Raw genomic sequence first — 12,885 nt, forward strand, 5'->3', positions numbered from 1 at the left:
CGGCTGTGGCATGGTGGCGGGATGGAACCGCAGGTGGCTGCCGGACAGGCTCAACCCGAGACCGTCCGGCTCGGCCTGCGGATGTTGCGCGACTACCATCGTCCGACCCTCGCCCGGATGCGGGCGCTGCTGCGCAGCATGGTGACCTCGTTCGTGGTGCTCAGCGCCACCTTCTGGCTGCTGCCCGGGGTGACCACCACCGGCCTGGTCGGGTTGTTGTGGCTGGTCGGCCTGGTCACCGCGGTCGGTGCGGTGTTGCGCCCGCTGCTGTTGGCGCTGGCCACCGCGCTCGGCGGGCTCGGTGCCCTGGCCATCGGGGTGGGTGTCCAGGCGTTGGTGATGTACGTGGCGTTGCGGCTGGCGCCGGAGGCGCACGTGGCCGGGTTTCCGGTGGCGTTCGCCGCCGCCTGGCTGGCCGTGGCGCTCGCCGCGATGGTCAACTGGTTGGCCGACGCCGGCACCGACGACTCGTTCGTCAGTGAAATGCTGCGGCTGATGAGTCGGGTCCGCCGCAGCCTCGACGGCCGCCCGCGTTGGCGACCGTGGCGTCGGGCCGCTGCCACGTCCACCGAGGATGCCGAACCGGCTGCCGGCTTGTTGATCATTCAGCTCGACGGGGTGGCCGCGCCGGTGGTGCAGTGGGCGGTGCGTGCGGGCAACCTGCCGACCATCGGTCGCTGGCTGCGGTCGGGCAGTCACCGGATGACCCGCTGGCACACCGGGCTGCCCGCCACCACCCCGGCCGCGCAGGCAGGCCTGCTGTACGGCGAGGTCGACCACGTGCCGGCCTACCGCTGGTACGAGAAGGCGACAGCCGACGGTGAACCGGGTCGGCTCGTGGTCACCAGCCGTCCCCGGGACGCGGCCGAGGTCGAGCGGCGGGTCTCCACCGGCCGGGGTCTGCTGCGCGACGGCGGCGTCAGCATCAGCACCGCCTTCTCCGGTGACGCTCCCACCAGCCTGTTCACCATCAGCCGTGCCGGGCTGCCCGGACGCTCCACCCCGGGCTACGCGGCCTTCATGACCAGCCCGTACGGCTTCGCCCGCGCGGTGGTGCTCGGAGCCGGTCAGGTGTTACGGGAACTGCACGGGGCCCGACGGCGGCGGGTGCGCGGAGTGCAGCCCAGGGCCGACCGGGGTGGCTCCTACCTGGCGGTGCGGCCGTTGGCCAGCCTGCTCAGCGACCTCAACGTCGCGCTCATCGCCGAGCAGATGGCCCGGGGCGCACCAGTGATCTTCTGCGATTTCGTCGACTACGACGAGGTGGCCCACCACGCCGGGCCGGCCCGCCCGGAGGCGATGGCGGCCCTGGAGACGCTCGACCACACCCTCGGCATCCTGCACCGGCTGACCGCCGAAGGGGCCCGGCGCTACCACGTCGTGGTGCTCAGCGACCACGGGCAGAGCCAGGGTGCCACGTTCCGCCAGCGCTACGGCGAGTCGCTGACCCAGCTGGTACGGCGGCTGACCGCCACGCAGGAGATCCTGCCGGCGCCGGTCGACGACGAGCCGGGTGGCCGCCCCGAGACGTGGGAGCGGGTCGACCGGCTGCTCACCGAGGTCACCGGCCGCAGCGGGATGACCGCCACGGCGACCCGGGTGGCGGCCCGCTCGGCGACCGGAACGCCGGCGGCGGCCGACCCGGCGCCGGCCGTCGACCACAACGAGCCGGAGACCGTGGTGGTGGCCTCCGGCAACCTGGCGATGATCTACCTGGCCCACCATCCGGGACGACTGACCCGCGACCGCGTGGACGCCGTGGCCCCGGGGCTGATCGACGGCCTGACCGCCCATCCCGGCATCGGCCTGGTGGTGGTCGACTCCGCCGCCGGCCCGCTGGCCATCGGCGCGCGGGGAGTCCATCGGCTGTCCGACGGCCAGGTCGACGGCGACGATCCGCTGACGCCCTACGGGCCGCGGGCTCGGCACGACCTGCTGCGACACCAGCAGATGGCGCACGTCGGCGACCTGGTGGTGATCAGCGCGGTGGAACCCGGCCTCGAGGAGGTGCCGGCGTTCGAAGAACTGGTGGGCAGCCACGGCGGGCTCGGCGGGTGGCAGAACGAGGCCGTGCTCATCCATCCCGCCGACTGGCCGCAGCAGGGCGAACTGGTCGGACCGGACGCGGTGCATCGCCAACTGCTCGGCTGGCTGCACCGGCTCGGCCTGCGTCAACCCGACAACCCGGCCAGCCCGGCTAACCCGACCAGCCTGACCAGCCCGACCAGCCCGACCGGGCCGGTCAGGCCGGCGGAGCCGGTGACGCTGGTGGCGGAACCGACAGCGGGCGTCGGCGTCCCCACCAGCCCAGTGCCTGGCTGATCAGGAGCACGATCAGGATCGCGGCGACCACGCTCTGCCACGGTTCGGGGAAGATGGCCCGGCCGAGCACGCCGATCGCGGCGTACAGGGCCGACCACAGCAGACTGGCCGGCAGGTTGGCCACGGCGAAACGCCGCCAGGGCAGCCCGGACACCGCCGCCGCCAGGAGCACCGGCAACCGGCCGCCGGGTATCAGCCGGGACACCAGGAACATCGTCACCCCGCCCTCGCGTACCCGCGCCGACACCCGGTCGAGCCGGTTCGGGCCGCGCAGCCAACGCAGCCGCCGCGCGAAGCGCTCTCCGCCCCAGCACATCGCCAGGTAGACCGCCAGATCACCCACGTACGCCCCGATCGCCCCGGCGAGTACGACGAGCAGCACGGTCACCGGATCCTGGTGTGCGGCGAGGGCGGCGGCGCCGCTGACCGCCGCGCCGGTCGGCACCACCGGGACGACGGCGCCGAACAGCACCACCACGGCGAGCCAGGCCAGCGCGCCGAGCGTGGCGGTCACGACTGACGCACGGTGACGGACTGACCCGGGTGCAGCACCACTGTCCGGGTGGCCGGGGCGACGGCTGTGGCGTGCCGGGCGAAGTCGTCGCCGGGGTGCAGGAACCGGTCGGGGCGGATCCGGTCGCAGCCGATCGGCCAGAAGGTGCCGTAGTGGATGGGCACCGCGCAGGCTGCGCCGGCGCGGCGTACCGCCTCGGCCGCCGCCGGCGGGTCGAGGTGACCGGGCCCGAGGGTGGGACCCCATCCGCCGACCGGGATCAGCGCCAGGTCGACCGGCCCGAGGTCGGCCATCTCGTCGAAGAGGCCGGTGTCGCCGGCGAACCAGGTACGGGCCTGACCGTCGATCAGGTAGCCGATGGCGGGCGCCTGCTGCCGGGACCAGGGGCCACGGCCGGGATGGTGATGCGCGGGTACGGCGCGGACCGTGACCCGGCCGATGGTGATCTGCTCGCCCGGCGACAGTTCCGTGCAGGTGCCGGCGGCCGGGCCGAGGACCCGGCGGACCAGCCGGGCGGCGCCCGCCGGCACCACCAGCGGGGTCCGGGTGGGCAGCCGGCGCAGCGACGGGAAGTCCAGGTGGTCGGCGTGCAGGTGCGACACGAGTACGGCGTCCGGTGCACCGGGCAGCCGGGGGAGCGGGCCACGTCGACGGCGCAGGTGGGCCAGCCGGTCACGCAGCAGCGGATCGGTGAGCAGCCGGGTGCCGGAATCCTCGAGCCACACGGTGCTGTGCCCGTGCCAGGTCAGTGCGACCACACCGTCACCCGTACCGTCGCCATGCCTGCCACCGTATCCGGCCGCCGGTCGGGCGCCCGCACCCGCCACCGACCAGCCCTGCGCCGCCGGGGCGGCAGGCATCGATGGACTTCTTGTTATGTGATCGCTCACATGTTAGCGTCGCGTGCGGGAGCCAAGAGGGCCGATGACTCGATGTTGGCGCTAACAATCGCCGTTTTCGGATGGCTCGACCGGCTGTCGACGTCGTGGTCCCGCCCCACCCGCCCCGCGCGGCGGTCCCGTCCCGGACCGGTCGGGCGTCGGACCCCTTCCACCACCCTCAGGAGTCCACAATGGAATTCGCACCCCTGCGCGGCCGGCCGGTCAGACGGTGGCTCGCCTGGTTGGCCGTCCCGCTGATGCTCGTGACGTTCCTCGCCGCACCGGCGAAGGCGGACAACCCCTTCGTCCAGCACGTCTACACCGCCGACCCGGCGCCGTTGGTGCACGACGGCCGGCTCTACGTCTACACCGGCCGCGACGAGGACGCCTCGACGTACTTCACCATGAAGGAGTGGCGGGTCTTCTCGACGACGGACATGTCGAACTGGACCGACCACGGGGTGCCGATGAGCCTGAGCACGTTCGCCTGGGCGGACGCGAACGCCTGGGCCGGGCACGTGGTCGCCCGCAACGGCCAGTTCTACTGGTACGTGCCGGTGCGGCAGCGGTCCAACGGGCAGATGGTCATCGGGGTCGGGGTGTCGAGTTCACCGACCGGCCCGTTCCGGGACGCGCTCGGCCGCCCGCTGGTCGGCAACGGTGAGATCGACCCGCACGCCTTCATCGACGACAACGGTCAGGCCTACCTCTACTGGGGCAACCCGAACCTGTGGTACGTCCGGCTCAACCAGGACATGATCTCGTTCTCCGGCAGCCCGACGCAGATCCCGCTGACCACCGCCGGCTTCGGCACCCGCACCGGCAACTCCAGCCGTCCGACGCTGTACGAGGAAGGCCCCTGGGTCTACAAGCGCAACGGCGTCTACTACAACGTCTTCGCGGCCGAGTGTTGCAGCGAGTTCATCGGCTACTCCACCGCACCCGGACCCACCGGACCGTGGACCTACCGGGGGACGGTCATGCCCCGGCAGGGCGCCAGCTTCACCAACCACCCGGGGATCATCGACTACGCCGGCAACTCGTACTTCTTCTACCACAACGGTGCCCTGCCCGGCGGCAGCGGCTACACCCGTTCGGTGGCGGTGGAACGCTTCTCCTACAACGCCGACGGGTCGATCCCGGTGATGAACATGACCACCGCCGGCGCGCCCCAGATCGGCACCCTCAACCCGTACGTCACCCAGGAGGCCGAGACCATCAACTGGGGCAACGGCATCGAGACCGAAGCGTCAAGCGAGGGCGGCGTGAACGTCGGGTTCATCGAGAACGGCGACTGGATCCGGGTCCGCGGCGTCGCCTTCGGCGCCGGCGCGTCGTCGTTCACCGCCCGGGTCGCCTCGGCCACCAGCGGCGGCACCATCGAGCTGCGGCTGGACAGCGCCACCGGCCCACTGGTCGGCAGCTGTGCCGTGGCCGGCACCGGCGGTTGGCAGAACTGGGCCAACACCTCGTGCACCGTCAGCGGCGCCACCGGCACCCGCGATCTCTACCTGCGCTTCACCGGCGGCAGCGGCTACCTGTTCAACCTGAACAACTGGCGGTTCACCGCCGGCTCGGGCAGCGGCGCGAACCTGCTGACCAACGGCACCATGGAGAACGGCACGACCGGCTGGTCGGTGTTCGGCAGCGGCACCCTGTCGTCGGCCACCACCGTCGTCCGCAGCGGCTCGCGGTCGCTGCTGCACTCCGGGCGTACCGGATCGTGGAACGGCCCCAGCCAGGACGTGACCTCGGCGCTGACCAACGGCCGGACGTACACCACGACCCTGTGGGTACGCTCGCAGAGCGGCACCCCCTCGGTGCGGCCGACCCTGGCGGTGACCGCCAACGGCACCACGAGCTACGTCCAGCTCACCCCGGCGGCGACGGTGAACGCCAACGGCTGGACCCAGCTCACCGGTACGGCGACCGTGTCGTGGAGCGGCACCCTGTCCAACGCCCGCTTCTACGTCGAGACGGCCTCGGGCACCGACAGCTTCTATCTCGACGACGTGTCGTTGCAGTGACCTGACCGTGGTGGGCCCGGCCGTGGCGTCGGGCCCACCACCGTGCTCAGCCCGGTGTGACGGCGGCGTCGAGGCGGGCCACCAGCGTCTTCGGTGCCACGATCCGGTAGCTGTCCTCGATGACCTCGGCCACCTCGTCGGCCTGCACGCCGGTGTCGAGGCGTACGCCCACCCAGCCGCGGTGCCCCACATAGGGCGGCCGGAAGTAGACGTCCGGGTCCGCGGCGATCAACTCGACGGCCGAGCCGGGCGGCGCGGCACACCACAGGTGCGGAAAGTCGTTGCGGTGGTGGCCGTCCGGCCACAGCTGCGCGAAACACTTCTTGTCGCGGACGAACCAGGTCGGTGTGCCGTGGCTCAGACGCTCGCTGACCTCGGGCAGCCCCAGGCACACCTGACGGATCGTGTTCACCGGGTCGATCATCGTCTCACCGTACGGCAGTGGCGTGACCGACTCCACCGCCTGACGCAGCGCGAGTCGCGGCCGACGGCGCTGGGGCGCAGGTCACAGGCCCACCCGCCTTGATCGCCCATAAATCCTACGGGCATACTAGGGCTATGCCTCTGCTGCTGACCGCCCGTCGCGCGGTCGACTACGGCCGCACCGGCAGCGCGCTCTGTCCCGGCCGCTGACCCGGTCGCGGGTCGCCGACGCCGGAATCGGCACGGCACCAACTCCTCAGCAGGGCCCACCCCACGTCGGCCGCCGGCAGCCCCGCGCTTTCCGTACACCCGCATCGGATCTCGCTGCGCCCTGCCTGTGCTCGCCACAACCCTGATCACCGCCTGCGCGCCGCACGGCGCGCGGATCCGGCACACCCATCGACGACAAGGCTGCTACGCCATGACTCTGCACACCCCCACACCCTCGACACTGCGTCACGCCCCGTTCGGCGCCGACGAACTGGCCGCCGCGCGCACCGACCTGACCACCGGAATCAACCGGATCTTCGCCGCCTCGGCGATGTCCGCCAGCGGACACGGCAACATCAGCGTCCGCCTGCCCGGACACGACAACCTGCTCGCCGTCAACGCCGGCGAACTGCTGCGCCCCTGGCCGGCGAACGACCTGCGGGTCGGCCTACCGGCGCTGCGTACGGTCAACGACGAGGTCGTCGTGGTCGACCTCGACGGCGAGGTGCGCTACGGCGCGCCCAGCCCGTCGGTGGCCGCCATCCTGAAGATGCACGTCGGCGTCTACCGCACCCGCCCGGGCGTCAACGCGGTCATCCACACCCACTCGCCGCACGCGACCAGCTACGCCCTCGCCTCGGTCAGCCTCCCCGCCCGCTACGAGGCGCTGCTGGTGCACGGGCAGGCGGTCGACGTCCCGGTCGCGCCCTGGGCGCCCCGCGGCACCGCCGAAGCGGTCCGCACCATCGCCGAGACCTACCAGGCCCACCCGCAGACGTACGGGGTGCTGCTCGGCAACCACGGCCTGCTCGTCGCCGGAGACGACGCGAAGCACGCCGCGAGCCTGGTGGTGGCGATCGAGGAAGCGGCCGAATCCAGCCTCGGCGCGCTCGCCCTCGGCGGCGTGACGCCCTTCCCGGACCACGTCAAGGACCTCGACCTGCGCCTGCGCTTCTGACCGGCGTCGACCAACCCCTCCACGACCTGAGAATCGAGATCAACCATGTTCCGCACGACCCGGATCACCGGTCACCCCAGCCTTCCCACCACGTTCCGCCGTGGCGCCGCCGGCCTGCTCGCCGCCGCGCTGCTCGGCACCGCCGTGACCGGCTGCGGTTCGGACCAGGCCACCGACGCCGCCGGTACGGACGACGGCCTGACCACCATCACCCTCGCCTCGTCACCGTTGGGCCACCTCGCCCCGATCTACCTCGCCGAGGACAAGGGCATCTTCGCCAGACACGGCCTGAAGGTCGAGGTGGACACCGAGACCTCCGACCTGACCTCCGTACCGTCGGTGCTCGCCGGCAAGGTCGACTTCGCCACCGGCGACCTCACCACCCTCATCGTGGCCCGCACCCAGGGTCTGGACGTCAAGGCCGTGGTGCCGGCGTCCGCCTCGACCGGCAAAGCCGGCGCCGACTACGGCGCGCTGGTGGTGGCCGCCGACTCCGGCATCACCAGCCCGAAACAGCTCGAAGGCAAGACCGTCGCGGTCAACATCCTGACCAACATCGCCGCAGCCGCCGCCCGGGAGGCAGTGCGGGCCGACGGCGGCGACTCGGAATCGCTGAAGCTTGTCGAGATCCCCTTCCCGCAGGTGCCCGCCGCCATCAGCGAGGGCCGGGTGGCCGGCGCCTGGGTGGTCGAGCCGTTCCTGTCCGCGGCCAAGGCGCAGGGCGCAGTGCCGATCGGCTGGGGCTTCACCGACCTGGCCGAAGACCTCACCGTCTCCGCCTGGTACACCTCCGGCGCCCTGGTCACGCGCAAGCCCGAGGTGGTCACCGCGTTTCGCACCGCGATCCGGGAGGCGTACGCCTACGCCCGCGAGCACGAGGACGAGGTCCGCGCGAAGATCCCCACCTTCACCCAGATCACCCCGGAGGTGGCTGCCAAGATCACCATCACCGGCTGGCGGGACGAGGTGAGCCGGCAGGCCGCCGAGAAGCTGGCCGGGTACGCCCGACGCGACGGCCTGATCAACACCACACCCGACCTCGACGAGCTGATCCTGCCGTGACCACCGGCAGTCGTACGCCCGCCCACACCCGGCGGCCGGCCGGCACCACCGGCCGCCGGGTGCTCGGCATCCTCGGGCTGCTGCTCGCCGCGATCGGCTACGAGGCGGTGACCCGGGCGTTCTTCTCACCGCTGCACGTACCGCCGCTGACGGCCATCGTGCCGCGCGCCGCCGAACTGCTCACCGAGGCGCGGTTCTGGACCGCGACCGGCCGCACCCTGCTGGTTTCGGCGGTCGGCCTGCTGATCGCGCTGGTGGCCGGAGTCGTGGTCGGCTTCGCCGTCGGCTCGGTGCCGTGGCTGCTGCGGGCCGCCTCGTCCACCCTGGACTTCCTGCGCCCGGTGCCGTCGATCGTGCTGATCCCGGTGCTGGTGCTGGTGCTCGACGTCGGGCAGATCACCGTCCTGCTGGTCGCCGTCTCCTGCTTCTGGATCGTGCTGTTCCAGGTGCTCTACGGTCTGCGTGACGTCGACCAGGTGGCCGTGGACACCGCCCGCACCATCCGGCTCGGCCGGTTGGGTCGCATCATCCACGTCACCTGGCCGAGTGTGCTGCCGTACCTCGGCACGGCGTTGCGGCTGATCGTCTCGGTGGCCCTCGCCCTCGCCATCACCGGCGGGCTGGTGATGGGCGCCGCCGGTCTCGGCGAGCTGATCTGGTCCAGCCAGGAATCCGGCGAGTTCACCGGCATGTACGCGCTGGTGCTGCTGACCGGCGGGGTGGGCATCGCCCTCGACATGGCCGCCCGGCTGGCCGAGCGACGACTGTTGCACTGGCATGTGGCGACCCGGCGTGAGGTGGCGGCCCGATGAAGGCAACGCTCGTCGCCGGCCTGAACCGGGGCGCCCGCACCGTCGCTCTCGCCCTGGGCCTGCCGGTGCTGCTGTTCACCGCCTGGTGGGTGCTCAGCGCGGACAGCACCACCATCTTCCTGCCGCCGCTGAGCCGCATCGTCGAGGCGTTCGGTCAGGTGTGGTTCTCCGAGGTCTTCTTCCGTGACGTGCTGCCCAGTCTGCGGCGGCTCGCCGCGGGGTACGCCGCGGCGCTGCTGGTCGGCGTCGGCGTCGGCTACCTGGTCGGCCGTTGGTCGGTGGTACGCGACCTGACCAGCCCGATCCTCGCCTACTTCCGGGTGCTGCCCGCCCCGGTGCTGATCCCGGTGCTGCTCGTCGCCGTCGGCATCGGCGACGCCACCAAGCTGATCGTCATCGCGTCGGGCGCGGTCTGGCCCATTCTGCTCAACACCGCCGACGGGGTACGCGCCGTCGACGAGGTCCAACTCGACACCGCCGCCGCCTACCGGCTGCGGGCCTGGACCCGGCACGGGCTGATTCTGCGCGCCGCCACCCCGCAGGTCTTCGCCGGGGCGCGGCAGGCCCTCGGCATCTCGCTCATCGTGATGGTGGTCAGCGAGATGCTGATGAGCACCGACGGGCTGGGCTTCACGGTGATCCGCTTCCAGCGCACCTTCGCGATTCCCGAGATGTGGAGCGGCGTGCTCCTGCTCGGCCTGCTCGGCTTCGGCCTGGCAAAAGTCTTCGAACTCATCGAGCGGCGTGCCCTGCGGTGGCATCGCGGCGCCACCGGACGAGAGGAGTCGTGGTGAGCACCGACGACGCCCTGCTGCGCATCGTCGACCTGGGCAAGTCCTACCGGGCGCGGGAGCGCACGGTGGATGCCCTGGCCCAGGTCGACCTGACCGTCGACAACGGCGAGTTCGTCGCCGTCGTCGGCCCCTCCGGCTGCGGCAAGACCACCCTGTTGAAGATCATCGCCGGGCTGCTGCCCGCCACCACCGGAGACGTCTTCCTGGCCGGGCGACGGGTCACCGAACCCCCCGCCGACCTGGGCGTGGTGTTCCAGGAGTACGGGCGCAGCCTGTTCGCCTGGAAGACCGTCCGGCAGAACGTCGAGCTGCCGCTGCGCAGCCGGGGTGTCGGTCGTGCCGAACGCCGAGAACTGGTCGCCGAGGCGCTCGACGCGGTCGGCCTGGGCCAGGCCGCCGACGCGTACCCGTGGCAGCTCTCCGGTGGCATGCAGCAGCGGGTCGCCATCGCCCGGGCCGTCGCGTACCGGCCCCGGCTGTTGTTGATGGACGAGCCGTTCTCCGCTGTCGACGCCCAGACCCGCGGCGACCTGGAGGATCTGCTCGCCCGCCTCTGGCGCCGGTACGCGATGACCGTCCTGTTCGTCACCCACGACATCGACGAGGCGGTCTACCTGGGCCAACGGGTGGTCGTCCTCGGCGCCTCACCGGCCGGGGTCATCGCCGGGTTCCCGATCGACCTGCCGGCCGAGCGCGACCAGCTCGGCACCCGCTCATCGGCCCGTTTCGGCGAGCTGCGCGCCCAGGTCTACGCGCAGGTACGCCGCACACCGCACCTGGAAGAGGTGGCTCCATGACCAACCCGCAGCCCGACACCACGCCCCGCTGGCAGGACACCGGCGGCGGCGACGGCCCGCTCTGGTCGTTTTCCGTCGGCGACGTCGAGGTGTTCCCGATCCGCGAGGTCGACTACTTCCCCCTCCCGACGGACTTCTTCCCCCAGCTGGCGACCGAGTCCTGGACCGACGGCGCGTTCTACACGGCCGAGCCCTGGACTCGCGACGGCCGGATCGTGCTCAACCAGGAGGCCCACCTGCTGAAGACCCGTGACCGGTTGATCCTGGTCGACGCCGGTGGCGGCAACGGCAAGCCGCGCAACGGCGGCGTGTTCGACCGCGCCGACCGGCCCTTCCTGGAACAGTTCGCGCGGGCCGGCGTCAGCGTCGACGACATCGACACGGTGGTCTTCACTCACCTGCACGTCGACCACGTCGGCTTCGCCACCAGCTCCGACGGCGCCGGTGGCTGGGTGCCGACCTTCCCTAACGCCCGCTATCTGGTCGTCCGCGAGGAGTACGACTGGTGGACCGGCCCCGAGGGAGCGGCGGCCATGGCGCGTACGGGTGACTACCTCGCCGACAGCATCCTGCCGTTGCGTGACGCCGGGGTGCTCGATCTGATCCCCGCCGACCACGTGATCAGCCCCGAGATCCACCTGGTGCCCGCGTTCGGGCACACCCCCGGCAACGTCTACCTGGTGGTCGAGTCGGCCGGTCGGCGGGCGTTGTTCGCCGGTGACATGCTGCACCACGGGGTGCAGCTGGAACGCCCGGAGTGGAGCATCCGGTACTGCGTCGTGCCGGGCGACTCGGCCGACCAGCGGCGTCGGCTGCTGGAGCGGGTCGCCGGCTCCGGCGATCTGCTGGTGCCGACGCACTTCCCGTTCCCGGCCGCCGGGTACGTGCACCGGGCCGAGCGCGGCTTCACGTACACCTTCATCGACCTGTGATGCCGTCGATGTTCGTCGCCGACTTCCACACCCACTACGCCTGTCCGGCCTACCCGGCCCTGCCCCCGCACCAGGCCGCGCCCGAACTGGTGCGGCGCTGGCACGGGCTGGCCCGCCGCATCGCCGACCTGGACGGCCTGCTCGCCGAGGCCGGCCGGCGCGGCGTCGACCTGCGGGTGCTCAGCGCGCCACCGGCCCTGGTCACCCCGCACGGCGAACGCACCCACCCGGACGACCTGCGTCGGCTCAACGACCATCTCGCCGAGGCGGTGGCGACCGCGCCGCAGCGGCTGCGGGGCCTGGCCACCGTCGACGCCTTCGCCGGTGACGCCGCCGCCGCCGAGGCCGTCCGCGCCGTGCGGGAGCTGGGACTGTCCGGCCTGGTGGTCGACTGCGCCACGGACGGGCAACTGCTCGGCGCGGCGGCAGCCCGGCCCACCCTCACCGTCGCGGCGGAACTCGGCGTCCCGGTCTTCGCCCACCCGATCAGCCCGGCGGCGATGACCCTAGCCTTCGCCGGTCTCGGCCGGTTCGGCACCTCACTGGCCCGCGGCACCATCAACGCCGCCGCGCTGCTGTCGCTGCTGGTCGACGGGGTACTGGCCGAGCTGCCCGGGCTGCACGTGGTGTTCCCGATGCTCGGGGTGGCCGGCCTGTCCCTGGCCGCCGCGACGGACGAGGGGCAGCACATCACGGCGGCGGCCCCGGCGTCGCAGCGGGCCCACGTCTACCTGGACACGATGGGTTTCGTCCCGGCGGCGATCAGGTTCGCCACCGACCTGCTCGGTGCCGATCATGTGCTCGTCGGCGGGGACTGGCCGATCGGTGCGCGCGAGACCAGCCGCGAGCGGGTCGAGACGGCCCTGACTCAGGCCGGGCTCGACGAAGCGGAGCGCCGGCTGGTCGCCGGTGCCAACGCGCTGCGGCTGGTGGACGCCCGGTGCGTGCCGGCGCGTAACTCCTCGTCGGTCATCACCAGGTAGACCAGCGGGCAGTCCTGCGGCCCGGTCACATCCAGCTGACACAGCGTGCACGGCTGCCCGGGGCGGAGCGGACACCTGGCATCCGGTCTACGGCCCGTCATGACCCCATGATGTCCGCTGCCCACCCCCGGCGACCAGGCCATTCGGCCCCTTTACGGGGGCGGGGCGGC

The 12,885-nt window shown here is 72.1% G+C and carries 13 protein-coding genes; 9 read left to right on the top strand and 4 right to left on the bottom strand.

Annotated features, from left to right (window positions below; all coding sequences use genetic code 11):
- The first annotated feature begins 21 nt into the window (after positions 1-21).
- Positions 22-2,322, top strand: coding sequence for an alkaline phosphatase family protein (locus tag VAB18032_RS32865; RefSeq protein WP_013733537.1), 2,301 nt, complete (start codon positions 22-24; stop codon positions 2,320-2,322).
- On the opposite strand, the gene VAB18032_RS14165 is transcribed toward VAB18032_RS32865, so the two are convergent.
- Positions 2,243-2,836, bottom strand: coding sequence for a DedA family protein (locus VAB18032_RS14165; protein WP_013733538.1), 594 nt, complete (start codon positions 2,834-2,836; stop codon positions 2,243-2,245). The genes VAB18032_RS32865 and VAB18032_RS14165 overlap by 80 nt on opposite strands.
- Complete coding sequence (locus VAB18032_RS14170) at positions 2,833-3,696, bottom strand: MBL fold metallo-hydrolase (RefSeq protein ID WP_013733539.1); 864 nt, start codon at positions 3,694-3,696, stop codon at positions 2,833-2,835. Before VAB18032_RS14170 ends, VAB18032_RS14165 begins: the two co-directional genes overlap by 4 nt.
- Positions 3,697-3,908: 212 nt before the next feature.
- Between VAB18032_RS14170 and VAB18032_RS14175 the strand changes: the two genes are divergently transcribed.
- Positions 3,909-5,744: a family 43 glycosylhydrolase gene (locus tag VAB18032_RS14175; protein WP_013733540.1), complete on the top strand. Its 1,836-nt coding sequence runs from the start codon at positions 3,909-3,911 to the stop codon at positions 5,742-5,744.
- 46 nt (positions 5,745-5,790) lie between these two features.
- On the opposite strand, the gene VAB18032_RS14180 is transcribed toward VAB18032_RS14175, so the two are convergent.
- Positions 5,791-6,168: an MmcQ/YjbR family DNA-binding protein gene (locus VAB18032_RS14180; RefSeq protein WP_148272277.1), complete on the bottom strand. Its 378-nt coding sequence runs from the start codon at positions 6,166-6,168 to the stop codon at positions 5,791-5,793.
- A 420-nt stretch (positions 6,169-6,588) separates the two neighbouring features.
- Here VAB18032_RS14180 and VAB18032_RS14185 point away from each other — a divergent pair, with 420 nt between their 5' ends.
- The 7 genes from VAB18032_RS14185 to VAB18032_RS14215 are packed head-to-tail and all read left to right on the top strand — an operon-like array spanning position 6,589 to position 12,715.
- Entirely contained in the window at positions 6,589-7,335 is a 747-nt protein-coding gene (locus tag VAB18032_RS14185; protein WP_050814607.1) for a class II aldolase/adducin family protein, read from the top strand.
- Positions 7,336-7,380: 45 nt separating this feature from the next.
- A complete protein-coding gene (locus VAB18032_RS14190) occupies positions 7,381-8,397 on the top strand; it encodes an ABC transporter substrate-binding protein (RefSeq protein ID WP_013733543.1) in 1,017 nt (338 codons plus the stop codon).
- Entirely contained in the window at positions 8,394-9,209 is an 816-nt protein-coding gene (locus VAB18032_RS14195) for an ABC transporter permease (RefSeq protein ID WP_013733544.1), read from the top strand. Before VAB18032_RS14190 ends, VAB18032_RS14195 begins: the two co-directional genes overlap by 4 nt.
- Entirely contained in the window at positions 9,206-10,003 is a 798-nt protein-coding gene (locus VAB18032_RS14200; protein ID WP_013733545.1) for an ABC transporter permease, read from the top strand. Before VAB18032_RS14195 ends, VAB18032_RS14200 begins: the two co-directional genes overlap by 4 nt.
- Positions 10,000-10,800, top strand: a complete 801-nt coding sequence (locus VAB18032_RS14205; protein WP_232510799.1) for an ABC transporter ATP-binding protein — start codon at positions 10,000-10,002, stop codon at positions 10,798-10,800. The genes VAB18032_RS14200 and VAB18032_RS14205 overlap by 4 nt, the downstream gene beginning before the upstream one ends.
- Complete coding sequence (locus VAB18032_RS14210) at positions 10,797-11,732, top strand: MBL fold metallo-hydrolase (protein WP_013733547.1); 936 nt, start codon at positions 10,797-10,799, stop codon at positions 11,730-11,732. Before VAB18032_RS14205 ends, VAB18032_RS14210 begins: the two co-directional genes overlap by 4 nt.
- On the top strand, positions 11,732-12,715 hold the full coding sequence (locus tag VAB18032_RS14215) for an amidohydrolase family protein (RefSeq protein WP_013733548.1): 984 nt from the start codon (positions 11,732-11,734) through the stop codon (positions 12,713-12,715). Before VAB18032_RS14210 ends, VAB18032_RS14215 begins: the two co-directional genes overlap by 1 nt.
- Here the strand turns inward: VAB18032_RS14215 and VAB18032_RS33535 are convergent.
- Complete coding sequence (locus tag VAB18032_RS33535; protein ID WP_366651463.1) at positions 12,601-12,858, bottom strand: DUF6767 domain-containing protein; 258 nt, start codon at positions 12,856-12,858, stop codon at positions 12,601-12,603. The two genes, VAB18032_RS14215 and VAB18032_RS33535, sit on opposite strands and share 115 nt — an antisense overlap.
- Between the last annotated feature and the right edge of the window lie 27 nt (positions 12,859-12,885).

The sequence above is a fragment of the Micromonospora maris AB-18-032 genome (genome assembly GCF_000204155.1).
Classification (GTDB): domain Bacteria; phylum Actinomycetota; class Actinomycetes; order Mycobacteriales; family Micromonosporaceae; genus Micromonospora; species Micromonospora gifhornensis.